This is a genomic window from Labrys sp. (in: a-proteobacteria) (assembly GCF_047605565.1).
In the GTDB taxonomy this organism is placed as follows: domain Bacteria; phylum Pseudomonadota; class Alphaproteobacteria; order Rhizobiales; family Labraceae; genus Labrys; species Labrys neptuniae.
In genome coordinates, this window is the sequence record NZ_JASGFM010000020.1 from 78158 (window position 1) to 101930 (window position 23773).

17 protein-coding genes are annotated in these 23773 nt (G+C 65.0%); 10 read left to right on the forward strand and 7 right to left on the reverse strand.

What is annotated here, in order from left to right:
• Nucleotides 1-212 precede the first annotated feature (212 nt).
• Nucleotides 213-941 (forward strand): SDR family oxidoreductase, encoded by a 729-nt coding sequence (locus tag QM672_RS18475; RefSeq protein WP_415084306.1) that lies wholly within the window; start codon nt 213-215, stop codon nt 939-941.
• Here the strand turns inward: QM672_RS18475 and QM672_RS18480 are convergent.
• From QM672_RS18480 to glgX, 3 genes are read right to left on the reverse strand one after another with little or no spacing between them, the layout of a single operon-like run.
• Complete coding sequence (locus QM672_RS18480) at nt 892-1842, reverse strand: LysR family transcriptional regulator (RefSeq protein WP_415084308.1); 951 nt, start codon at nt 1840-1842, stop codon at nt 892-894. The genes QM672_RS18475 and QM672_RS18480 overlap by 50 nt on opposite strands.
• Before the next feature lie 50 nt (nt 1843-1892).
• Nucleotides 1893-2336: a hypothetical protein gene (locus QM672_RS18485; protein ID WP_367624082.1), complete on the reverse strand. Its 444-nt coding sequence runs from the start codon at nt 2334-2336 to the stop codon at nt 1893-1895.
• Nucleotides 2337-2338: 2 nt separating this feature from the next.
• A complete protein-coding gene (gene glgX, locus QM672_RS18490) occupies nt 2339-6175 on the reverse strand; it encodes a glycogen debranching protein GlgX (RefSeq protein ID WP_415084310.1) in 3837 nt (1278 codons plus the stop codon).
• Between the two features lie 198 nt (nt 6176-6373).
• Here glgX and QM672_RS18495 point away from each other — a divergent pair, with 198 nt between their 5' ends.
• Nucleotides 6374-7315 (forward strand): lysophospholipid acyltransferase family protein, encoded by a 942-nt coding sequence (locus tag QM672_RS18495; protein ID WP_415084312.1) that lies wholly within the window; start codon nt 6374-6376, stop codon nt 7313-7315.
• Nucleotides 7316-7451: 136 nt separating this feature from the next.
• Here the strand turns inward: QM672_RS18495 and QM672_RS18500 are convergent, their stop codons facing one another.
• From QM672_RS18500 to glgB, 4 genes are all read right to left on the reverse strand, one after another.
• Nucleotides 7452-9080, reverse strand: coding sequence for an alpha-D-glucose phosphate-specific phosphoglucomutase (locus tag QM672_RS18500; protein ID WP_415084314.1), 1629 nt, complete (start codon nt 9078-9080; stop codon nt 7452-7454).
• A gap of 243 nt (nt 9081-9323) precedes the next feature.
• Nucleotides 9324-10757, reverse strand: a complete 1434-nt coding sequence (gene glgA / locus QM672_RS18505) for a glycogen synthase GlgA (protein WP_367624312.1) — start codon at nt 10755-10757, stop codon at nt 9324-9326.
• Nucleotides 10758-10843: 86 nt separating this feature from the next.
• The gene (gene glgC / locus QM672_RS18510) at nt 10844-12115 is read right to left on the reverse strand and encodes a glucose-1-phosphate adenylyltransferase (RefSeq protein ID WP_311933417.1); all 1272 of its coding nucleotides are present in this window, start codon (nt 12113-12115) and stop codon (nt 10844-10846) included.
• A gap of 110 nt (nt 12116-12225) precedes the next feature.
• The gene (gene glgB, locus QM672_RS18515; protein WP_415084344.1) at nt 12226-14442 is read right to left on the reverse strand and encodes a 1,4-alpha-glucan branching protein GlgB; all 2217 of its coding nucleotides are present in this window, start codon (nt 14440-14442) and stop codon (nt 12226-12228) included.
• Nucleotides 14443-14828: 386 nt separating this feature from the next.
• Between glgB and QM672_RS18520 the strand changes: the two genes are divergently transcribed.
• The 8 genes from QM672_RS18520 (at nt 14829) to QM672_RS18555 (ending at nt 23708) form a co-directional block, all read left to right on the forward strand.
• Nucleotides 14829-15875 (forward strand): LacI family DNA-binding transcriptional regulator, encoded by a 1047-nt coding sequence (locus tag QM672_RS18520; protein WP_367624086.1) that lies wholly within the window; start codon nt 14829-14831, stop codon nt 15873-15875.
• Between the two features lie 95 nt (nt 15876-15970).
• Nucleotides 15971-17620, forward strand: a complete 1650-nt coding sequence (locus QM672_RS18525) for an ABC transporter substrate-binding protein (protein WP_311933420.1) — start codon at nt 15971-15973, stop codon at nt 17618-17620.
• Nucleotides 17620-18603, forward strand: coding sequence for an ABC transporter permease (locus QM672_RS18530; RefSeq protein ID WP_415084317.1), 984 nt, complete (start codon nt 17620-17622; stop codon nt 18601-18603). The genes QM672_RS18525 and QM672_RS18530 overlap by 1 nt, the downstream gene beginning before the upstream one ends.
• Nucleotides 18600-19490, forward strand: a complete 891-nt coding sequence (locus tag QM672_RS18535; RefSeq protein WP_415084319.1) for an ABC transporter permease — start codon at nt 18600-18602, stop codon at nt 19488-19490. The genes QM672_RS18530 and QM672_RS18535 overlap by 4 nt, the downstream gene beginning before the upstream one ends.
• Nucleotides 19487-20299: an ABC transporter ATP-binding protein gene (locus QM672_RS18540; protein ID WP_415084321.1), complete on the forward strand. Its 813-nt coding sequence runs from the start codon at nt 19487-19489 to the stop codon at nt 20297-20299. Before QM672_RS18535 ends, QM672_RS18540 begins: the two co-directional genes overlap by 4 nt.
• 5 nt (nt 20300-20304) lie before the next feature.
• On the forward strand, nt 20305-21252 hold the full coding sequence (locus QM672_RS18545) for an ABC transporter ATP-binding protein (RefSeq protein WP_415084346.1): 948 nt from the start codon (nt 20305-20307) through the stop codon (nt 21250-21252).
• A gap of 12 nt (nt 21253-21264) precedes the next feature.
• Nucleotides 21265-21741, forward strand: coding sequence for a GNAT family N-acetyltransferase (locus QM672_RS18550; protein ID WP_367624090.1), 477 nt, complete (start codon nt 21265-21267; stop codon nt 21739-21741).
• A 23-nt stretch (nt 21742-21764) separates the two neighbouring features.
• The gene (locus QM672_RS18555) at nt 21765-23708 is read left to right on the forward strand and encodes a beta-N-acetylhexosaminidase (RefSeq protein WP_415084323.1); all 1944 of its coding nucleotides are present in this window, start codon (nt 21765-21767) and stop codon (nt 23706-23708) included.
• The last annotated feature ends 65 nt before the right edge of the window (nt 23709-23773 follow it).

Here is a 23773-nt window from a genome sequence, read left to right on the forward strand (position 1 = left end):
CTCGTATGTCGAGCTCGATCTCCAACCGCCTCATCTCGCCCAACCCCTTATCTTAGCGCCTATGGACGTCTCGTCCGTCTCCCCTTCCCGTCAAGCACAGCTCTGCCATCGGAAACCTCGATGGCACTATCGGTTTCTTCCGTTTTCCAGGCCGTCGCCGATCTGGGATGCCCATGCGCAGGTTCATCGGCATCGAAAGGAAACGCTTCATCATGAGTCTTGCAAAATCGAGAATTCTTATCGCCGGCGGTAGTTCCGGCATGGGCCTGGCACTGGCACGGCGTTGCCTCGATGCCGGTGCGCGGGTCGTCATCGTCGGACGGAGTGAGGAGAGACTGGCCCAGGCCCGCTCGAGCCTCGGTGCCGCCGACGCTCTCGATACCGTTTCTGCCGACATCACTCGGGAACACGAGGTCGCAGCGTTGTTCGAGCACATCGGCCCGCTCGATCATATCGTCAGCACCGCAGCCGACATCGAAGGCGCCTATGCGCTTCTGCCCTCCCTCGACCTGAAGGCCGTCCAGAGAATCATGGAGAGCAAGGTCTACGGGGCCCTCCTCCTGGCCAAGCATGGCGCCGGGAAGCTGGTACCGTCCGGCTCCCTGACCTTCGTCTCCGGTATCGCGGCCTACCGGCCCCTGCCGCGGGGTGCAGCGGTCGCCGCCGTCAATGCCGCCCTGGAGGGGCTGGTCAAGGCGCTGGCGGTCGAGCTTGCGCCCTTGAGGGTCAACGCCGTGTCGCCCGGTTGGGTCGATACCCCGATCTGGGCCTTCGTCGCCGGCGACAGGAAGGACGAGACCCTGGGAGCCATGGCCAGGAAATTGCCGGTCGGCCGGGTCGGCCGGCCTGAGGACATCGCCGATGCCCTGGCCTTCGTGATGGGCAACGGCTTCACGACAGGATCGGTTCTGCATGTCGAGGGTGGGCACCGCCTGGTCTGAGCGCGTCGAGCCCGGTGCTCGCCGAGGCGAGCAGCAGCTTCAAGGCCGGCGGCTGCACCCGCCGCCGGCGCCAGATCATCACCAGCTCCGCGTCGAGATTGGCAGTTTGGGCCGGGGCCGGCCAGGAAAGCTCGATGACCTCGCCCCGCGCGAGTGTCTCCGCGACCGCCAGGCGCGGCACCAGGCCAAGGCCCGTTCCGGCCGCCACCAGCCGGGCAATCGCGCCGATGCTGCCCGCTTCGGCCGCGAGCTTGGGTGCCGCAAGCCCGGCGGTGGCAAAGGCCGCATCGAACAGATGGCGGTAGACGCAGCCCATCTCCGTCACGACGAACCGTCTTGTGGCAAGAATGGACAGACCTTCATCGGCCGGCAGCGGCGGTTCGCCGGCCGGCGCAATCAGGATCAGCGGCTCTCTGGAAATGCCACGCCTGGCGAAACGCTCGTCGAACTCGCCATTGTCGAAGCAGAAGGCGACGTCCACCTCACCATCCTCCAGCTTGCGCAGGAGGTCGCCCGTACCCGCGACGGACAAGCGAAGTGCGATTTCAGGATGGGCCTGCCCGAAACGCGAGAGCCAGGCCGGCAGACGGGCGGCCGCAATCGTTTCCAAGGCGCCGATCGATACCGCTCCGCGCTCCTGCCCCACCGTCATGGCCACGGCGCCGCGCGCCTCCTCCGTCAGCGTCAGGATCTCCTCGGCATAGGGCTGCAGCGCCGCTCCGGCTGCCGTCAGTTGCAGGCCCGACCGCGAGCGCGTGAACAAAGGCGTACCGAGTTCGGCTTCCAGCGCCTGGATCTGGTCGCTCACGCTCGACTGGGCCAGATGCACCGCCTCGGCTGCCCGGGTGACATTACGATGGCGGGCAACGGCGAGAAAGGTCTTGAGCAATCTGGAATGCATGGTCTTTCAGGCCTCGGTCTCGAATGATGCAGCAGAGTCCCGAACGCGCTTCAGCGGGCCACAAGACGGATGCCCGATACGAGGCAGAAGACGATGCCGGAGGCCAGGCCATACGCTGCAGACAGCAACAAGCCCTCCGGTTCCAGCAGTTCTCCCGGCCTTCCTCCCAGCAGCCAGGCGTAGCCATACATCGTGATCGGCCCGAGCAGGATACACCAAAGGCACAATCTTGCGCTCGACAAACTCTGTTTGCGCCGCAGCCACAAGGCCACCGGCATCACCAGGATCAAGGTGACGGCGTAGGTGAAAGGCAGTCCAAACATCAGAAAAGCCGCAAAGACACCGGCAATCTGAGAGTCGGGAATGCCGTCCTGCCCGCCGGCCAGGAGATCCAGTACGACAAACAGGAGTGGAAGGCCGGCAGGAACCGTCCAGGGACTGACCAGGGCCCCGAGCGCCAGGCTTCTCTCATGCTGCTTGCCGGTCGGCGCCATGGCTACTCTGCCCGTCCCGCCTGCCGCATCGCTTCGAACACCGCCTTGGCTTCGTCGGTTTCCAGCATGGCGTGGACATCGAGGTCGAGGCGGCGGCGCCAATTGGGATATTCCCGATCGGTCCCCGGCAGGTTGACCGGGTCGACCTCACCGGCAAGGTCCTCGACCTGCGCGGCGACGAGGCCCGAGGAAGCAGAGGCCAGGAAGCCATGGATGGCGCCGACGAGAGCCGGCGTCAACACACTCTCCTCGCTGCCGACGGCCTGCAGCAGCGCCTGCCTGTCCTCGGCGCGCACCGCCTCGGCGTCCTCGGCGACGGGCCGGCCAAGCGTGCGCTCCAGTGCGATGTCCGCGCCGCTCCACCAGCCGCGCAAGGTCGGCAGGTCGTGCGTGGCAACGCAGGCCAGCGACGCGGCCGGATAAAGATCGGGCCGGCGAAACACTCCGCCGTCCCGCTCGAAGAACAATACGCGATAGGAATAGAGCTCGGCTTCGGAGAGCCGCTCGCGCAGGCCCTCCGGCACGGTGCCGAGGTCCTCGCCCACCACCATGCAGCAATGGCGCTGGCTCTCCTCGGCGAGCACCGCCAGCATGCCTTCGAGCGGATAGGTCAGATAGGCGCCCTCGCTGGCCGGCGCACCATCGGGCACCACGAAGAGCCGGGTCAGCGCCATGACGTGGTCGATGCGCAGGGCCCCGGCATGGCGCATATTGGCGGCGAGCAGTTCGCGGTAATGGGCAAAACCGCTCTGGCGCAGAGCGACCGGATCGAGCGGCGGGATATGCCAGACCTGGCCGCTGGCCGAGAAGGGGTCGGGCGGAGCTCCGGCGGAGACCCCTTTCAGGAAGGCATCGGGCGCCGTCCAGACCTCGGCGCCATCCGGCGCCGCTCCCACGGCGAGGTCTCGGCAAAAACCGATGGCAAGGCCGCCGCGGCTGGCCGCGGCAAGCTGCTCCTCCGCCAGGAATTGCAGATAGCCGGCGAAATCGGCGGCATGCTGCAGGTCGGAGGGCAAGGCCGCCGTCGACATCGCCGGGATCGCGCTCGACCCGGCCTGCTCCTCCAGCGCCTGGAACAGGCAGAAGCGAGCCAGCGCCTCGCCGCCCGCCATCTGGAAGGCCCGTAAGGCAGCCAAGCGCGCAGGGCGTTCAGTCAGGATCGAAAAAGCCTGGGCCAGCGCCGCCCGCTTGTGGCGCCAGACTTCGGGCCAATCGATGAAACGCCCGGCCGGTGGCGGGACCGTGAGCCGGCCTTCCAGTTCAGGCACGGCGTCAAGGGCGATCAGGGCCGGATCGAGGAAGCGCCGGTCGGAGGGCTGATAGGGGCTGGCCCGCTGCCGGTCGGAGGGGAACATGGCATGGAAGGGGTTGAGCGCGATCAGGCTCGCGCCCTTGCCGGCCGCGTCCCTGGCCAAAACCTCCAGCGTGCGGAAATCCCCGACGCCCTGGTCCCCCTGCCGTCGCAGCGTATAGAGCTGGGCGGAAAGGCCGAAGCGCTTGCCGCCATCGGCGAGCATCGGCGGCAAAAAGGCCTTGGCTTGTCGGTTCTCGACGGGCGCAGCGAGCGAGCGTAGATGCTCCAGGCTCTCGCGTGCCTGGGCGAGCGAGTGATGGGGCAGGCCCATGGCGGTGAGCAGAGCGCGCTTGGTGTCTCCGGAGACCAGTGTGTGGCGGCCCGAAACCTCCCACCACTCCGGCGCGATGCCTGCCGCCTTGGCCAGAAGCTCGAGCACTTCGGGCGGCGCGTCGCCATCCCGGCGCGGCGCACGCCCCGGCTCGGCGATGAACACGCCGACCGAGCGCGGCGCAAGCTCCATGATGTCGAAGGCGCCGTAGAGGGCCGGCGGTGCGAAGGCCTGGTATTCGTCGCTGACATGCGCCAGCCGCCAGGCCAGCCCGGGTGCAAGATCCGGCAGCCGGGCATAGAGCGGCTCGGCGCCCGCATGGAACCAGATCAGCGCTTTAGAGCCATCCGGTCCTGCCAGGGCCATGCCGAGGCTGCGCAAAGCCGGATTGCCCCATTCATTGTCCTGCAAAGGCTGGCCGCTCGGCCCGAGCCAGGTCACGTCGGGCTGCCCATCTGCCCCATCGTCGGGATGGGGCTTGCCGGTGAGGAACCGATCCGCCGTCACCAGAGGCAGCGATCTGCGCAAGCGCGTCAGGCTCGCCACGAACTGGATCAGGGAGCGATCGGCACTGGCCCAATCGATCCAGGTGATGGCATTGTCCTGGGCATATGCGTTGTTGTTGCCGCGCTGGCTGCGGCCGAGTTCGTCGCCCATGGCGATCATCGGCGTGCCCCGCGACAGCAGGAGGCTCGCCAGCAAGGCCCGGACATGGCTGCGCCTGAGCGATACGATCTCCGGCGCGGTGCTGGGGCCTTCGGCGCCATCGTTCCAGCTCACCTCGCCCGAATGCCCGTCGCGGTTGCCCTCGCCATTGGCGTCATTGTGCTTGCCGGCGAAGCTCACCGTATCGGCCAGGGTGAAGCCGTCATGGGCCGCGACGAAATTGATGCTGTCGCTCGGGCGGCGGCTGCCGGGGTCGAACAGATCCGAGGAGCCGACCAGTCGCGTCGCCAGCGCGCCGATGCCGCCGTCGCCGCGCCAGAACCGCCTGACGTCGTCTCGGTAGCGATCGTTCCATTCCGCCCAGCCTTGCGGAAAATGGCCGAGCTGGTAGCCGCCGGGGCCGATGTCCCAGGGTTCGGCGATCATCAGCCGCGTGCTCAGCACGGGGTCGGCGGCAATGGCGGCAAACAAGGGCGCTTGCCGGTCGAAACCATCGGGCCGGCGCCCCAGCACCGGGGCGAGATCGAAGCGAAAGCCGTCGAAGCCGCCGATCTCCGCCCAATGCCGGAGGGCAGCGAGGGTGAGGCCGAGCCCCGGCTCGCGATCGAGCGCCAGCGTGTTGCCGCAGCCGGTATCGTTGGCATAAAAACGCGGATTGTCGGCGAGCCGGTAATAGGAACGATTGTCGAGCCCGCGCAGCGAGTGGGTGCCGCCACGCTCGTCGCTCTCCGAAGTGTGGTTATAGACGACGTCGAGCAGCACCTCGAAGCCAGCCTCGTGCAGCCGGTCCACCGTATCGGCGATCTCGGCCATGCCGCCGGGGGCGAGCCGCGGATCGGGCGCCAGGAAACAAGCGGGATTGTAGCCCCAATAATTCCTCAGCCCGAGCGGCTCGAGATGGCGCTCGTCGATCGCCGCGGCCAGCGGCATCAATTCGAGCGTGGTGATGCCGAGCTCGGTGAAATGGGCGATCGCAGCCGGATGGGCCAGCGCGGCCACCGTCCCACGCAGCTCGGGCGGGATGCCGGGATGAGCCTGGCTGAAGCCCTTGACATGGACTTCATAGATGATGCGGCTCTCGGGCCTCACACCGGAAGGGCGGGTCCTGCCCGGCGCGGGCCGCTCCAGCACCGCCTTCGGCATGATCGCGGCAGTGTCGGTTTCGTCCAGCACGATATCGTCCACACCCTGTGCGCCCTTTATCGGCAAAGCAGAGGTCATGCCCTCCGGCAGGACGAGCCTGACAGCGTGGGGATCGATCAGCAGGCGCGCCGGGTTGAAGCGCAGCCCCTCCTCCGGGCGCCAGGGACCATGGGCGCGCAGCCCGTAGAGCTGTCCCTCCGCAAGGCCGCCGATGCGGCCGTGATGCACCGGCCCGTCGCGTCCCGACAGCAGGATTCGCTGGCTCTCGGTGCCATCGGCATCGAACAGGCACAGCTCGATGCGTTCGGCTTCGGCAGCGTGGACGGCGAAATTGGCCTCTTCCCCGATCCAACTCGCTCCGAGCGGAGCTGCCGCACCGGGATTCGCCATGCTTGAACGTGCCATACGGTCCTTGCCTCGACTGTCGAATGCCTGTCGTACTTTCCTGACATCTTGGACGATCAAAACGCAAAGACTAGATGACAGGATGCGGCGAAATTTCTGTCCGCTATCCATTGCGGCTGAATCGTCGCCGACCAATGTCCTTGTCGCGCGTTTTGCTGTAGGAACGTCCTGGCGCGATCGTGTGCCCGAAGGAAAACCATGGTTCGCCATATTGCCGACCCAGCCGGGGCCGAAACGGACGTCGTCCAGTTCACCTATGCGGACCCCACCTTTTCCAAACCGAAACAGGCCCTGATCCGGGCCATCGAGAAGGTGACGGGGCAGCCTCGGCTGAAGCGTCTCTACCTCGAAAACCAGCGCAATCCGGTGGCTGGCGAGAGCTTTTTTGCCGCAGCGGTCCGCCAGCTCCGGCTCGACGTCCAGTTCGACAGGACCCAGCTCGACAAGATTCCAAAGACGGGGCCTTGCGTCATCGTCGCCAACCACCCCTATGGCGTGCTCGACGGCATCACCATCGCCTGGCTGATCGGCCTGGTCCGCCAGGATTTCGTCATCCTCACCAATGCCGTGCTTCTGCATGCGCCGGAAACGCAGGCCTTCCTGCTGCCCGTCGATTTCGCGGAGACCGAGGAGGCGATGCAGACCAATTTGCGCACCCGCGCCGAAGCGCGCCGGTTGCTTGACCGCGGCGGCTGCGTGATCGTCTTTCCGGCCGGCGGCGTCTCTACTTCGCCCGACAAGCTCGGGCGACGCCCTGCGATGGACGCCCCCTGGCAACCCTTCACGGTGCAGTTGATCCAGCGCTCCAAGGCCACGGTGGTGCCGATCTTCTTCGGCGGCCAGAACAGCCGCCTGTTCCAGATCGCCAGCCATCTCAACCAGACCCTGCGGCTGTCCCTGATCTTCAAGGAAGTGCGCGACCGCATCGGCACGATCCTGCCGATCGCCATCGGCGATCCCATCGACGGTACGGCTTTCGCGGCCGCCACCGACCGCAAGGCGGTCGCGCTGGAGCTGATGCGTCTTACCTATGCCCTGGCGGGCCAGCTGAGGGATGACCGCACCGCCAAGCGCATCGCTGCCGGCCTTCTCGAGCCGGCGGTGCTGAACCAGCCGAAGCTCTGCGCGCCGCGGGTGTAGGGTTTCCTTCTCCCCTTGCGGGAGAAGGTGGCACGAAGTGCCGGATGAGGGGTCGTGCCGAGCTATCAAAGGGTAGCGCGACCCCTCATCCGCCTGCCGGCACCTTCTCCCGCAAGGGGAGAAGGGCGGCCTCCCTTCAGGTCACCACACTCGGTTCGGCCATGCCGGTTTTCTCGGCGATGCCGCTGAGCTGGCGCGCGACAGCGATGACATCGGCGAGAGCGGCCTGCGTCTCGATGGCATGATGGGCAGGATCGGCCTCGTAGCGCTCGAGATAGACGCGCAAGGTCGCGCCTTCCGTACCGGTGCCGGAGAGGCGGTAGACGATGCGCGAGCCGTTGTCGAACAGCACGCGCAGGCCCTGGTTCTTCGAATCCGAACCGTCGACGGGATCGTGATAGGCGAAATCGTCGGCCGACTTCACCTTCAGCGCGCCGAAGCTCTTGCCGGGCAGGCTGGGGATCTGCGAGCGGATCGCCTCCATCACTGCATTGGCCGCCTCGGTCGGCACGGCCTCGTAGTCGTGGCGAGAATAATAGTTCCGCCCATATTTGGCCCAATGCTCGCGCACGATGTCGAGCGTGGGCTGGCGGCGCTTGGCCAGCAAGGTGAGCCAGAGCAGCACCGCCCACAACCCGTCCTTCTCGCGAACATGGTTGGAGCCGGTACCGGCGCTTTCCTCGCCGCAGATGGTGACGCGATCGGCATCGAGTAGATTGCCGAAGAATTTCCAGCCGGTCGGCGTCTCGTAGATGTTCACGCCCATTGCCTTGGCGACCTGGTCTGCCGCAAGGCTGGTGGGCATCGAACGGGCGATGCCGGAAATGCCCTTGGCATAGCCGGGCGCCAGATGGGCATGGGCGGCGAGGATGGCGAGGCTGTCCGAGGGCGTGACGAAGATACCGCGGCCGATGATGAGGTTGCGGTCGCCGTCGCCATCCGAGGCCGCCCCGAAATCGGGGGCGTTCGGCCCCATCATGAGATCGTAGAGCTCCTTGGCGTTGACCGGGTTGGGATCGGGATGATGGCCGCCGAAATCGGGCAGCGGTGTCGCGTTCACCACCGTGCCGGCAGCGGCACCCAGCTGGTCCTCGATGATGCGTCGGGCGTAGGGGCCGGTGATGGCCGACATCGCATCGAAGCGCATGGTGAAGCCGGACTTGAACAGCTCCCGGATGGCATCGAAGTCGAAGAGCTTGCCCATCAGCTCGGCATAATCGGTGACGGGATCGACCACTTCGACGATGGTATCGCCGATCGCCGTTTCGCCGAGCTTGTCGATGTCGATATCGGGCACGTCGGCGATCTTGAACTCGCTGATCGACTTGGTACGGGCAAAGACGGCATCGGTGATCTTCTCGGGCGCCGGACCGCCATTGCCGATATTGTACTTGATGCCGAAATCTCCGTCGGGCCCGCCGGGATTGTGCGAGGCGGAGAGCACGATGCCGCCGAAGGCGCCATATTTGCGGATGACGGCCGAGACGGCCGGCGTCGACATCAGGCCGCCCTGCCCGACCTTGATGCGTCCGAAGCCGGCGGCGGCGGCCATTTTGAGGATCTTCTGCACGACCTCGCGGTTGTAGTAGCGCCCGTCGCCGCCGACGACCAATGTCTTGCCGGCAAAGCCCTCAAGCGTGTCGAAAATCGACTGCACGAAATTCTCGACATAATGCGGCTGCTGGAACACCGGCACCTTCTTGCGCAAGCCGGACGTGCCGGGCTTCTGGCCATCGAAGGGTTGGGTCGGGACGGTACGGATCATAGTGAGGTTCCGGTTCTGGTTTATCCGAAGGTCTATCGATAGCATATGGGAGCAGCGCTGCCCCTCACCCTTACCCTCTCCCCGTAAGAACGGGGCGAGGGGCGCCAAGCGTGATGCCTCGATGCGAGACGTCGCGCCCGCTGGATAAGTCGCGACATCGAGGTCCCCCTCGCCCCGTTCTTACGGGGAGAGGGTAAGGGTGAGGGGCGGCTCCTCCCCTCAAAAACCGCGGCCGAGCTCTCCTCACGCCACCAACTCGCGATAGAGCTTGGCATAGCCGGCAGCCCTGAGATCCCAGGACTGGTCCAGCCCCATGCCGCGGCGCTGCATCGCCTGCCACACGGGCTTGTCGTGGTAGAGCGCGATGGCCCTCGAAATGGCATCGCGCAGCATGTCCGGCGTAATCGGCTGGAACTGCACGCCGGTGGCGGCCTTGAGCGTCAAGGCGGCATCATTGGCGTCGACGATGGTGTCGGAGAGCCCCCCGACACGTGCCACCACGGGAATGCAGCCATAGCGCAGGCCGTAAAGCTGGGTGAGGCCGCAAGGCTCGAAGCGCGACGGCACCAGGGTCATGTCCGAGCCGCCGAACATCAGATGCGAGAGCGCCTCGTCGAAACCGAACACCGTACCGACGCGCCCTCGATGCTGAAGGCTTGCCTGGCGGAAGATGCCCTCCAGTTCCCGATCGCCGGAACCGAGCAGGGCCAGCCGCGCGCCGGAGGCGACCAGATGCGGCAACGCCTCGGCGAGAATGTCGATGCCTTTCTGCCAGGTCAGGCGGCTGACCAGGCAGAACAGCGGCGAGTCGTCGTGATCGAGGCCAAAACGCTCCTCCAGTGCCTTGCGATTGCCCCCACGCCTGGCGAGGGACTTGGCATCGTAATTCACGGCCAGGCTCGGGTCGGTCTGGGGATTCCACACCCGTTCGTCGATGCCGTTGACGATGCCGGAGAGCACATCGGCGCGGCCAGCGAGCAGGCCTTCCAGCCCCATGCCGGCTTCCGCCGTCTTGATCTCGGCGGCATAGCGCGGCGAGACGGTGGTGATGCGGTCGGCAAAATGCAGCCCGGCTTTGAGGAAGCCGATCATGCCGTAATACTCGACCCCGTCCAGGGCAAAGGCCCGCTGCGGCAGGCCGAGACTGCCGAGGATCGAGCGGGGATACTGGCCCTGGAAGGCAAGGTTATGCACCGTGATCACCGATTTCGGCCTGACGGCATCGGTGTAGTTGAGATAGGCCAGCGTCATCGCCGCCTGCCAGTCATGCACATGCACGATGTCGGGCCGGTAGGTCTTGACCAGACCGTGGCAGATTTCCGCCGCCGCGCTCGACAGGGCACAATAGCGCTGGGGATTGTCGAGCCAGTCGCGCCCATCGGCGTCGACATAGGGATTTCCCGGTCGGTCGAACAGATGCGGCGCATCCACGGCCAGGAGATCGAGCTCGCCGATGGTGGCGCGCTTGATGGCGGTGCGACCACCGAAGAACCCCGGCAGCTTGGCCACCGTCTCCCAGGCCGTGCTGGCCGCCATCACGGCGGGGTAGCCGGGAATGACCGTCGTCACCGCGACGTCATGACCTTTCAGGGCAGCAGGCAGCGCGCCGACGACGTCGGCGAGCCCCCCCGTCTTGATCAGCGGATGGATTTCGGACGCAACCGCGAGAACTTTGATCATCGAAAGCGCTAACTTCTTGTTTTGACGCATTTTCCTGGCCGATGAGCCTGTGGCTCCGCCGGAAAATGCCCTGGATCGTGTCGTCAGAGCTTCAGCTTGTCGATCATGGGCTGCGTGATCAGGCAGATGCCCTTTTCCGTCCGCCGGAAGCGCTTGGCGTCCAGTTCCGGATCCTCGCCGACGACCAGGCCCTCGGGAATTATCACGCCGCGGTCGATCACCACATTCTTGAGCTGTGCCGATCGCCCGATCTCGACATAGGGCAGGATCACGGCATTCTCCACACTGGAATAGGAGTTGATGCGCACGCCGGTATAGAGCAGCGAGTGCTTGGCCGTTGCCCCGGAGACGACGCAGCCGCCGGACACCAGCGAGGAGATCGCGGTACCGCGCCGTCCCTCGGTGTCATGCACGAATTTAGCCGGTGGCGTAATTTCGGCGAAGGTCCAGATCGGCCATTCCTGGTCGTAGAGGTCGAGCGCGGGCACGACGTCGGTGAGGTCGATATTGGCCTCCCAATAGGCGTCCACCGTGCCGACGTCGCGCCAATAAGATTCCTTTTCGTGCTCGGAGCGCACGCAGCTCGCCGGGAAGCGGTGCGCCACCGCCTTGCCGTTCTTGACGATGTGGGGAATGATGTCCTTGCCGAAATCACGGCTCGAATTGGGATCGTTGGCATCCCGGTTGAGTTCCTCGGTGAGGAACTTCATCGAGAAGACATAGATGCCCATCGAGGCCAGGGCCATTTCGGGATTGCCGGGAATGCCGGGTGGATCCTTGGGCTTCTCCACGAAGGCGACGATGCGGTCCTGCTCGTCGACATGCATGACGCCGAAGCCGGTAGCCTCCATGCGCGGCACTTCGAGGCAGCCGATGGTGACATCGGCGTTCTGCTCGACATGCTGCTTGAGCATCAGCTCATAGTCCATCTTGTAGATATGGTCGCCCGCCAGGATGACCATGTATTCGACGCCGGTGCCGTCGATGATGTCGAGGTTCTGATAGACCGCGTCCGCCGTGCCGCGATACCACATGTCCTCGGAAATGCGCTGGCTGGCCGGCAGGATGTCGAAGCTTTCATTGCGCTCCGGCCGCAGGAAGTTCCAGCCGCGATTGAGGTGGCGGATCAGCGAATGCGCCTTGTATTGCGTGGCCACGCCGATACGACGGATGCCCGAGTTGATCGCGTTCGAAAGGGCGAAGTCGATGATGCGGCTCTTGCCTCCGAAATAGACCGCGGGCTTGGCGCGCCGGTCGGTCAGTTCCATCAGGCGGCTGCCGCGGCCTCCGGCCAGCACATAAGCCATGGCCGAACGTGCCAGCGGCCCACCCTTCGAATGCCTCGGTTCCGTCATACAGTTCCTCCCACTGATAATCCGGGATGACGCTGCTGCCTTCTTGTTCAGCCTTGGCTCCTATCGCAGAGCCGCGACTCTCCAAAGACATGCAACGCCCACTCCCCAGCCTAGTTCCCCGCCCATTCCAGCATGATGGCCGTCAGGGGCGGCAGATTGATACGCGCGGACGCCGGTTTGCCCTTCCAATCGCCCGCATAAGCATAGACTCCGCCGGAATTGCCTCGATTGAGCCCGAAATAACGCTCGGAGTCGGTGTTGAGAATTTCCCACCACTGCCCGGCCAGCGGCAGGGGCAGCAGATAGTCGTCGCGCGCGACGGGAGTGAGATTGGCCACCACCACGATCGGCATCGCATCGGTGGCATAGCGCGCCCAGGCGAACACCGAATTGGCATTGTCGTCGACGACCATCCACTCGAAGCCGTCACCCTCGCAATCGCGCTGATGCAGCGCCGCGCGGCCGCGATAGAGATGGTTGAGATCGCGCACGAGATCGCTCAGCCCCTTGTGCGGGCCGTATTGCATCAGGTCCCAGTCCAGCCCGACATTCTCGTTCCATTCGCGGCGCTGACCGAAATCCTGCCCCATGAACAGCAATTTCTTGCCGGGATAGGCCCACATCAGTGCGTAGTAAGCCCGAAGGGTCGCGAATTTATCGCCCTCCATGCCGGACATCTTGTTGACGATGGAATTCTTCCCATGGACCACCTCGTCATGGGAGAGCGGCAGCACGAAATTCTCGGCAAAGGCGTAGATGAGGCCGAAGGTCAGGTCGTCATGATGATATTGGCGATAGACCGGCTCGCGCTGCATGTAGCTCAGCGTGTCATGCATGAAGCCCATGTTCCACTTGAATCCGAAGCCGAGACCGCCGTCATGCACGGGCTTGGACACACCGGGCCAGGCGGTGGATTCCTCGGCGATGGTCATCACGCCGGGATGGGCGGCATAAACTTCCTTGTTCATGCGCTGCAGGAAGGCGATGGCGTCGAGATTCTCACGCCCGCCATGGACATTGGGCAGCCACTCTCCGTCCCGGCGCGAATAATCCAGATAGAGCATGGAGGCGACGGCATCCACGCGCAGCCCGTCGATATGGTAGCGCTCCAGCCAGAACAGGGCGTTGGCGATCAGGAAGTTGGCAACCTCGCGCCGGCCGAAATCATAGATCGCCGTGTTCCAGTCGGGATGGAAGCCGCGCCGGGGATCGGGATGCTCATAGAGCGCGCTGCCATCGAACCAGGCCAGGCCATGCGAGTCGGTCGGGAAATGCGCGGGCACCCAGTCGAGGATCACGCCGATGCCAGCGGCATGGGCACGGTCGACGAAACGGGCGAACCCCTCGGGCGAGCCGAAACGGCTGGTCGGCGCGAACATGCCGGTCGGCTGGTAGCCCCAGGACGCATCGAGGGGGTGCTCCGTCACCGGCAGCAATTCGATATGGGTGTAGCCCATATGCTGGACATAGGCGATCAGCTCGTCGCCAAGCTGGTCGTAGCTGAGGAAGCGCTGGTGCTCGCCGCGCTTCCAGGAACCGAGATGCACCTCGTAGATCGACATCGGTGCCCGTCTCGCATCGCGATGCGCCCGCTCCTCGAGCCATTGCTGGTCCGTCCAGACGAAGGGCTCCGACGAGGCGACCCGGGAGGCCGTGCCAGGGCGCAATTCGCTGGCAAAGGCGAAGGGATCGCTCTTCAGCGGCAGCAGCGCGCCATTCGGACCGATGATCTCGTATTTGTAATGGGCGCCGACCCCGACACCGGGCAGGAAGATTTCCCACACGCCGGTATCGACGCGCTTGCGCATGGGATGGCGACGGCCGTCCCAGTCGTTGAAATCGCCGACGATCGACACTCGCCGGGCATGCGGCGCCCACACGGCGAAATGCACGCCCTCCATGTCGCCATGCTGCAGGGGACGAGCACCGAGCTTGTCCCAGAGCCGGAGATGCGTGCCTTCCGTCAGCAGATAGTCGTCGACCTGGCCCAGCAGCGGCCCGAAACGATAGGGGTCCTCGACCTCCCACTGCCCTCCCGAATTGACGGCATGCAGGCGGTAGATCCCGACGCTGTCGGGCACCAGGCCTTCGAAGACGCCATCGTCATGCCGCCGCTCCAGGGCAACGGGTCCGACCAGATTGGGCGCGAGCACCGACAGCGTCTCGGCGTTGGGAATGAAGGCGCGGATGACGAGGCCGGCAGGTGTCTCATGCGGGCCGAGTACGGCGAAAGGATCGGCATGACGCCCGGCCGCGAGCGCGGCGACTTCCACTTCGGACAAACGCCAATCCGCTGTCTTGCTGCGGCTGGCCGGCCGCTTGGCCAAGGGTGCCGGCTTTGCGGCTCTGGCGACGGGAGCGTTCGTCTTCGTTGTCTTTGCCAAGCGCTACGACCCCTTTTCGAATCGGATCGAAACGCCTGGACTTGCCGGGACCAGGCGTCTTCCTGTGATCCTCTCAAACACAAGCTAGGGCTTTTGCTACAACGGTCAACGATTAAACGCAGCCTGCCCAAATGGGTTATGCCGAGGCTGCTGCAGGGTGAAAAATTTGGTGGTTCCGGCCTTATGGCGCGTTGTCGGCGACCTTCGAAGAAGCGCCGGCGCCGACCGCCCGGCGAGGGTCAATCGAAAATCCATGGGGTGATTTGACATCGTCTCCAACATGGGCTCTAGATATGGGATCGATCCCACAATGCAGCAGCGGAGCCTTGGTGGCCACGATCAGAGACGTATCCAGGCGGGCCGGTGTTTCGCGATCGACGGTATCGCGGATCATTGCCGGCAATGGCTATGTCTCGGACAATGCGCGCCAGGCGGTGGAGGCGGCCATCGCGGAACTGGGCTACCGGCCCAACACCATGGCACGGGGACTGCGCTCCAATCGTTCCGAGATCATCGGCGCGGTGGTCGTCAACGTCGCCAGCCCCTTCTACGCCCAGATGGTCGGCGGCATGCAGAGCGTGTGCCGCGCCGCCGACAAGTCGATCCTGCTCGCCTCGGGCTACGCCCAGGCGCATGAGGAAGCGCGGGCGATCCTGGAATTGATCGACCGCTCCTGCGACGGCCTGATCCTCTATCTCGAAAATGCCGTGAGCGACGAGGTCAAGGAAGTGGTGGCCAAGGCCGATATCCCGATCGTGGCGATCGGCGGAGAGCCGACCTCGCTGGCCTGGGCCAGGGTGGGCATCGACAACTACAACGGCGCGCTCGACGGCATGCGTTATCTGCTGACCATGGGCCATCGCGACATCGCCTATTTTGCCGGCACCCTCACCTATTTCGACACGCGCGAGCGCCTGCGCGGCATCGACACCGCCCTGGCGGAAGCCGGCATGAGCCGGGCCGACATCCATTTGGAAGCCGGCGACTACAAGGAGCGCTTCGGCTACGAAGCCACGGAACGGCTGCTGGCGTCGGGCCGGCAGGTCAGCGCCATCTTTGCCGGTGACGACGACATCGGCGCCGGCGTCCTGCTGGCGCTGCGCCACCACGGCGTCAGGGCGCCGGAACAGATCTCCCTCCTCGGCTTCGACGACAATTTTCACGCGAGGCATCTCACCCCGTCGCTGACGACCATCCGCCAGCCGACGGACATAGCCGGTCAGACGGCTGCAAGACTCCTGCTCGACATGATTGCCGACAGGAATTTCACACCGGAGGACATCGTCATTCCCGCCGAACTGATCGTCCGGGAAAGCGTCATCCCCCATTCGGCAGGACAGCGGACGGACCACGCCGCGGAGGCAACAAGAGCGTAGGACGGCCCGCCCCGCCCAGCACCATGTGCCGGCCGGGATGGGTTGTGAAATGACCATAAACAAATGTGGGATCGATCCCATAACAGAGGTGGACCATGAAACGCATCCTGATCGCTTTGTGCGCGAGCACCATCATCGGCAATGCCTCGGCGGAGGCGCTGCTCACCATGCATATCGAGGAGCAGACCAGCTGGGTGCGCAATTTCAACCCCTTCGACGCAGCTGGCCGTCGGCAGAGCACGCTCGACTTCATCTACGAGCCGCTTGTCATCTTCAACGCCTACGACAACGGCAAGCCGATCTATCGCCTGGCCACCGCCTACAAGTTCTCCGATGACCTCAAATCCGTTACCTACACCATTCGTGACGGCGTCAAATGGTCGGACGGGCAGCCCCTGACCGCCAAGGACGTCAAATTCACTTTCGACCTGATGATGAAGAACCCTTCCATCGACATCGTCGGGGTCGGCGCTGCCGTACAATCGGTGGAGCTGCCCGCGCCCAACCAGGTCAAGGTCAATCTCAAGGACGTCGATTCCCAGTTCCCCGAGTCCCTCGCCGACTTCACCGTCGTGCCCGAGCATGTCTGGAAGGGCGTCGGCGATCCCTTCGCCTACAAGAATGAGAATCCCGTCGGCTCCGGCCCGATGACCGAAATCCGCCGCTTCACCCCGCAGGTCTACGAGCAATGCCGCAATCCCAATTATTGGGATGCCGAGCATCTGAAGGTGGATTGCCTGAAGCTGCCCCAGATCAGCGGCAACGACCAGATGCTGGCGACCTTGCCCGAGGGCAACATGGACTGGTTCGGTTCCTTCCTGCCCGAGATCGAAAAGACCTATGTCTCGCTCGATCCCAAGCATAATGGCTACTGGCAGCCCTCCGCCAATACCGTCTCCTTCGAGATGAACCTCAAGACCACCAATCCGGGCAACAAGGCGGCTTTCGACGACATCAAGTTCCGCCAGGCCGTCAGCCTGCTGATGGACCGCAAATCGATGGTCGATATCGCCGGTTTCGGCTACCCACAGGTCAATCCCCACGCGACCGGCCTGCCGCTGCATTTCGACAATTGGGCCAATCCGCAGGCCCAGCAGGGCCAGGACGCCTGGATGGGCTATGACGTCGACAAGGCCAACAAGCTCCTCGACGAGGCGGGCTACGCCAAGGGTGCCGACGGCTTCCGCAAGACCCCGAAGGGCGAGCCGATCGCCTTCACCGTCGCCGTGCCGAATGGCTGGACGGACTGGATCGACGCCGTGCAGATCGGCGTGGAGGGCCTGCGCAAGGCCGGCATCAACGCTTCGGTCGCCACACCCGAATATGAGCAGTGGAACAAGCAGATCGTCGAAGGCAATTACGACACCGTGTTCCAGTCCCGGCCCGACGGCCCCACCCCGTTCCGCGCCTATTACCAGACCCTCGCCACTCCCTTTGTCGGCCGGTCGTCCTTCGCCGCCTCGCGCTATAGCAATGCCGACCTCGACAAGCTGTTCGAGGACTATAAGCGCGCCTCCAAGGATGCGGACTTCCGAGCCATCTTCGGCAAGATCCAGCTCCACATCGCCGATAATTTCCCCATGGTTCCCCTGTTCAACGGCCCGACCTGGTATCAGTACAGTTCGAAGCGTTTCACCGGCTGGGTCACCAAGGACGATCCCGCGATGAATCCGGAGAACCACGACGACAACCGCATCAGGCTCATGCATCTGCTACGCCTGAAGCCAGTGGCGAATGCCGACTGATGCGGCTCTCATCCCGCCGGCTGGCGGTCTATGGTACCGCCTTCATCTTCGCCATCCTGGTCAACTTCCTGCTGCCGCGGCTGATGCCCGGCAGCCCTGTCGACGGGATGATCGCCCAACTCGGCCCGCGCGCCACGCCTGCGGCCGTCGATGCCATCCGCGCCCGCTTCGGTGCGGTGGACCAGTCCTATTGGAGCCAGTTCCTGGAATATCTGCAGGGGCTGGCGACGTTCGATCTGGGGGTATCGGTCAAATACTATCCCCAGACCGTCACCCAGGTCCTCGCCCGCTCCGCAGGCTGGACCGCCTTCCTGATCTTCGGCGCCATCACCTTCTCACTCATTGTCGGCTGCCTTCTCGGTGCCCTGGCGGCCTGGCGCCGCGGCGGACGTCTCGACACCATCGTCTCGCCGCTGGCAATCGTGATGAAATCGGTGCCGCCGGTGGTGATCTGCCTGTCGATCCTCTTCGTCTTCGGCGTGTCCCTGCGCTGGCTGCCGGTGGGCTATGCCTATGATCCATCGCTGGATCCGTCCTTCTCGCCAGGCTTCATCGGCAGCGTCCTCCTCCACGCGGCCATGCCGGTCCTTGCGCTTTCGCCTGCACTGATCGGCGAATTCCTGACCACCATGCGCACCAGCATGATCTCCGTGCTCGGCGAGGATTACGTCACCATGGGCCGGGCCAAGGGCCTGAGGGAAATGGTCGTGATGTTCAACTACGCCGCCCGCAACGCCCTGCTGCCCGTGCTCACCAACCTTGCCCTGATCCTGGGCGCTGTCTTCGGCGGCTCCATCGTCACCGAGATCGTCTTCAATTATCCGGGCCTCGGCCTGACGCTCTATACGGCGAGCGTCGCGCGTGACTATCCGGTCATCCAGGGTCAGCTCCTCCTGATGACGCTGGCGACGCTCGGCGCCAATCTCCTGGTCGACCTCGTCTATGGCGTGATCGATCCGCGCATCGGGGAGGCCAGGGCATGAACGCCGTCCTGAAACAGAAGAAAGCCGTCTTCGGCCTGGTCATCGTCGCGCTGCTCTGCCTGACGGCCCTGCTGGCGCCGGTCCTGGCCCCCAACGATCCGGCGGCCCGTGTCGGTCGCCCGCACCAGCCCCCCAGCACCGAACATGTGCTCGGCACCACCAAGATGGGGCGTGACGTCTTCGCCCAGTTCGTCTGGGGCGCGCGCTCCTCGCTGGCGGTGGGCTTTGCCACCGGCCTGGCCATCACGGCCCTCGGCACGCTGCTCGGCCTGCTCGGCGGCTATTTCGGCGGCCGCACCGACAATGCCCTCGACCTCCTCACCAATGCGGTGCTGGTCATTCCCAACATACCGCTCCTGATCCTGCTCGCCTCCTTCGCAGGCAAGGTCGGCCCGGTCGCCATCATGACCATCATCGCCCTGACGTCCTGGCCATGGGGCGCGCGCATGACGCGCTCCCAGACGCTGGCGCTGCGCAACCGCGAATTCGTGGTTGCCGCCCGCATGATCGGCGAGCCGAGCTGGCGTGTCGTCTTCGTCGAGATCCTGCCCAACCTGCTGCCGCTGATCGCCCTCAACTTCGTCGGCAGCGTCATCTACGCCATCGTCGCCCAGACGACGCTGGAATATCTCGGTTTCGGCGATCCCCTGAACGTCAGCTGGGGCACCATGCTCTACAATGCGCAGAACTCCTCTGCCATCATCGTCGGTGCCTGGTGGGACATCGCCACGCCCTGCATCGGCATCATGCTGGTCGGGCTCGGCCTGTCGCTCGTCAACTTCACCTTCGACGAGATCGCCAATCCGCAATTGCGCTCCGGTCCTGCCTTGACCCGCTGGCTGCAACTGAGCAACCGGCGCAAGCGGCTGTCGAGGAGCGGGTCATGAGCGAGGTGCTTCTCGATATCCAGAATCTGAGCGTCGACTACCTCACCGACAAGGGGGCCTTCCAGGCCGTCAGGGAGGTCTCCTTTCAGATCCGTCGCGGCGAACTCTTCGGGCTTGCCGGGGAATCCGGTTGCGGTAAGAGCACGATCGCCTATGCCATCACGCGCCTCGCCAAGCCGCCGGCCTGGACAAGAGGCGGCCGCATCCTGCTGGACGGCCAGGACATCCTGGCCCTGCCGGAGGACGAACTCCGGCATATCCGCTGGCGCAAGATCGGCATGGTCTTCCAGAGCGCAATGAACTCCCTCAACCCGCTGCTGCGCGTGGAAGCGCAGTTTCACGACGTGCTCCGTCTCCACAAGGGCTATTCGCGCGCGCAGTCGCGGGCCAGGGCGGAGGACATGTTTCGCCTGGTCGGCATTCCCACCGATCGCCTCGGCCACTATCCGCACCAGTTCAGCGGCGGCATGCGCCAGCGCATCGTCATCGCCATCTGCCTGGCGCTTCATCCCGAGCTGATCATCATGGACGAGCCGACCACTGCGCTCGACGTCGTGGTGCAGCGCGAAATCCTGGAACAGGTCCTGGACCTGCAGCAGAGCCAGGGCTTTTCGGTGCTCTTCATCACCCACGACCTGCACCTGATGGCGCAGATCTGCCATCGCATCGGGGTGATGCTGAAGGGCGAACTCGTCGAGGTCGGCGATACCGTTCAGATCAGCACGGCCCCGCGCCACGACTATACCCGCAAATTGTGGAGCGCCATCCCGGTCCTGCCCACGGCCCGCCATCTCGAGGGGAGCCTTTGATGAACATGCTGGCCACCCCCACCCGCCTGCAACCGGCAGCGACCCCGATCATCAGGCTGGAGAACATCACCCGCTCCTTCGGCGCCGTGCAGGCGCTGCGCGGCATCACCCTGTCGCTCGTGCCGGGCAAGGCCCTCGCTTTGGTCGGCGAGTCCGGCTGCGGCAAGACCACCTGCGCCCGCATCATCGCCCGCATGGACCAGCCGACCGGGGGAGCGCTGCACTTCCACGACCGGAACGTCACGCTGGCCGGCAGCCGCGCAGAGGAAAAGGCCTATCGGGGCGCGGTGCAGATGGTGTTCCAGGATCCCTTCGCCTCCCTCAATCCGGTCTTTTCCATCGGCCATCACCTCATCCGCCCCCTGCTGCTGCATGGCCATGCCCGGGGACGCGCCGAAGGCCGGGCGGGGGTGAAGCAGCTCTTGGAGAGCGTCGGCCTCGATCCCGAGCTGACCATCGGCAAATTCCCGCATCAGCTCTCCGGCGGGCAGCGCCAGCGGGTCAACATCGCCCGCGCCATTGCGGTTCGCCCGCAGGTCCTGCTGGCGGACGAGCCCACCTCGATGCTCGATGTCTCGATCCGGCAGGGCATTCTCGACCTGCTTGCCGGCATCAAGCGGGAACGCAACCTGGCTCTGCTCTACATCACCCACGACATCGCCACGGCGGCCCATGTGGCGGAAGAAATCGTCGTGATGTTCGCCGGACAGATGGTGGAATGGGGCGATGCCCTGGCGGTGATCACCAATCCGCGCCACCCCTACACCAAGCTGCTGCTCTCGGCGGTTCCCGATCCGAACCGCCCGTTCATCCCGGGCCAAAGCGGAGCCTTCCTCAGGCGCGCCGAAGACATTCGCCGCATTTCGCGTCCCGCCTCGACCACGGTCGAACAGGCGGGCCCGAACCATTTCGTCCGGATGCCCGGATCTGCGGACCACAACGCTTCAGACTGAACAGGACTTTGCATGGACCTTCTCGTCAAACTCTACGACCTCGCCCCGAACAAGGCGCTGGACGCCCGCCTCGACGATGCCGACGTCACCCTCCGGCGCGCCCTGCCCCCGGAGCTCGCCGCCATAACGGAGTGGATCCGCCGGCATTTCACCGCCGGCTGGGCCAGCGAGGCGACCGTGGCTCTCTGCCGCCAACCGGTCTCGTGCTTCATTGCGGTCAGGCACGGACAACTGCTCGGCTTTGCCTGCTACGACGCCACCGCCAGGGGCTTCTTCGGCCCCACCGGCGTGGACGAGGCCGAGCGCGGCCGCGGCATCGGCCATGCCCTGCTCCTCGCCTGCCTCAACGACATGCGCGCGCAGGGCTATGCCTATGCCGCCATCGGCGATGTCGGGCCGGTGGAATTCTATGCCCGTACGGTCGGCGCCACACCGATCGCCGACTCCACGCCCGGCATCTTCGCCGGTCTCCTCAAAGCTTCCAGTTGATCCTTGCCCTTCGAGAGACTTTCATGACGATATCCGTGCGCAATCTTCTTCGTCTCGAAACCCAATGGACGCCGTCCGGCGAGGATCGGCCGCTCGCCTATGCCCTGACCCTGACCAATGCGTCGGACAGGCCGATATCGGGCTTCCGGCTCTGCATCAGCGGGCCGGGACGCATCGACCCGGCGGCCACGATCGAAGGCGGCTCGCTTCGAACCCGCCTGTCGAACTATGCCGAGTTCGCGCCACCCGAAGGGTTCGTCCTGCATCCGGACACGGCCTGGACCGTCACCGCCCGGGGCCTCAGCTACCCGCTGCGGCATTGGACGGACGGAACCAACACCGCCTATGTCGTCTTCGACGATGGAACCAACCTGCCGGTCACGGTCATGCCCAGCCGGTCCAGTGGCGACAACGCCTCCCCCAAGCGAGGCGCGGACGTCTATCCGGTGCCGGATATCGCGCCCGCCGCCATCTCCATCGTGCCCTGGCCGAACGAGGTTTCGGTCACGGGCCGGCGCGGCGTGCCGTTGGGGCTTGCCCCCCAGCCCGATTGCGATGAGGCCAGCCGGGCCATCGCCGCCTTTGACGAACTGGCGACCAGCCTCTTCCCGGTCGAAGGCATCGTACGGCCGGAGGCCGAAGGTGGACTCGCCGTTGCCCTGCGGCGCCAGGACGGCACGGCCGCCGAAGCCTATTCGATCCTCTTCGCGGAAGACGGTGTCACGCTCACGGCCGCGAGCCATGCCGGCTTCCTCTACGGCCTGATCACGCTCGGCCAGATGCTGCGCGGCGCGCGCCTCCATCCGCAGACCTTCCTGTTCCCGCTGGAGGGCGAGATCCGGGACGAACCCTGGGCCCGCTGGCGCGGCACGCATCTCGACGTCGCCCGCCAGTTCTATGGCTCGGCCGAGATCGCGCAATTCCTGCGCGTTCTCGCCTGGAACAAGCTGAACCGTTTCCACTGGCACCTGTCCGACGACGAGGCCTGGCGCGTTGAGATCGAGGCCTATCCGGAACTGGTCGCCACCGGCGCCTGGCGCGGCCATGGCCTGGCCATTCCCTCTCTCCTCGGCTCCGGCGCGGCGCCTACGGGCGGCTACTACACCAAGGCGGCGATCCGGCAGATCGTGGATCTGGCAACGCGCCTCGGCATCGACGTCGTGCCGGAGATCGACATGCCGGGCCATTGCTACTCGGTGCTGCAATCCCTGCCCTCGCTGCGCGACCCGGACGAGCAGGGCGAATATTTCTCCATTCAGGGCTTTCCCAACAACTGCCTGAACCCCGCCCGTGAAGAGACCTACGCCTTCGTGGAAAAGCTCCTCGACGAATTGCTCGAACTGTTTCCCTCCCGCACCATCCATGTCGGCGCAGACGAGGTCCCGGCGGGCGCCTGGGAAGGCTCTCCCCAGGCCATGGCACATCTCAAGGCATTGGGGGGCGGCGGCACCGCCGAATTGCAGGCCCATTTCCTGCAGCGCGTCCAGGCCTCGCTGACCGCCAGGGGCCGCATCACGGGCGCCTGGGAAGAGGCCGCACATGGCGGCGGCATCGACAAGGCCAGTTGCTACCTCAATGGCTGGCACACGGTGGAGATCAGCGCCAAACTCGCCTCCGAAGGCTATGACATCGTCGTCTGCCCCGGACAGGTCTATTATCTGGACATGGCCAACAGTCCGGCCTGGTCGGAACCGGGCGCCGGCTGGGCCGGCTGGTCCGACGCCGAGAAGATCTATGGCTTCGATCCGGTGGAAGGCTGGTCAGACACCCAGAGGCAACATTTCCTGGGCGTACAGACCTGTATCTGGTCTGAACCGATGACCGACAGGGGCGTGTTCGACCGCCTGATCTTCCCCCGCATTTCGGCTCTTGCGGAAACCGGATGGACGACCCCGCCCAGGAAATCCTGGGATCGCTTCAGGGCCATGGTCGGTCTGATGCCGCTGCTCTACGGGATCAGGGCGTAACCCAGGGCTGAGGCGATACCGACGGGGCTTTGCGCCGCCCCTCAAAATCCATAAGCCCGCAAACG

Excerpts from the sequence above, each read along its gene's own strand:
- QM672_RS18475 (WP_415084306.1), top strand. The coding sequence starts at position 213 with ATGAGTCTTGCAAAATCGAGAATTCTTATCGCCGGCGGTAGTTCCGGC.
- QM672_RS18480 (WP_415084308.1), bottom strand. The coding sequence starts at position 1,842 with ATGCATTCCAGATTGCTCAAGACCTTTCTCGCCGTTGCCCGCCATCGT.
- QM672_RS18485 (WP_367624082.1), bottom strand. The coding sequence starts at position 2,336 with ATGGCGCCGACCGGCAAGCAGCATGAGAGAAGCCTGGCGCTCGGGGCC.
- glgX (WP_415084310.1), bottom strand. The coding sequence starts at position 6,175 with ATGGCACGTTCAAGCATGGCGAATCCCGGTGCGGCAGCTCCGCTCGGA.
- QM672_RS18495 (WP_415084312.1), top strand. The coding sequence starts at position 6,374 with ATGGTTCGCCATATTGCCGACCCAGCCGGGGCCGAAACGGACGTCGTC.
- QM672_RS18500 (WP_415084314.1), bottom strand. The coding sequence starts at position 9,080 with ATGATCCGTACCGTCCCGACCCAACCCTTCGATGGCCAGAAGCCCGGC.
- glgC (WP_311933417.1), bottom strand. The coding sequence starts at position 12,115 with ATGACGGAACCGAGGCATTCGAAGGGTGGGCCGCTGGCACGTTCGGCC.
- QM672_RS18525 (WP_311933420.1), top strand. The coding sequence starts at position 15,971 with ATGAAACGCATCCTGATCGCTTTGTGCGCGAGCACCATCATCGGCAAT.
- QM672_RS18530 (WP_415084317.1), top strand. The coding sequence starts at position 17,620 with ATGCGGCTCTCATCCCGCCGGCTGGCGGTCTATGGTACCGCCTTCATC.
- QM672_RS18535 (WP_415084319.1), top strand. The coding sequence starts at position 18,600 with ATGAACGCCGTCCTGAAACAGAAGAAAGCCGTCTTCGGCCTGGTCATC.
- QM672_RS18540 (WP_415084321.1), top strand. The coding sequence starts at position 19,487 with ATGAGCGAGGTGCTTCTCGATATCCAGAATCTGAGCGTCGACTACCTC.
- QM672_RS18545 (WP_415084346.1), top strand. The coding sequence starts at position 20,305 with ATGCTGGCCACCCCCACCCGCCTGCAACCGGCAGCGACCCCGATCATC.
- QM672_RS18550 (WP_367624090.1), top strand. The coding sequence starts at position 21,265 with ATGGACCTTCTCGTCAAACTCTACGACCTCGCCCCGAACAAGGCGCTG.
- QM672_RS18555 (WP_415084323.1), top strand. The coding sequence starts at position 21,765 with ATGACGATATCCGTGCGCAATCTTCTTCGTCTCGAAACCCAATGGACG.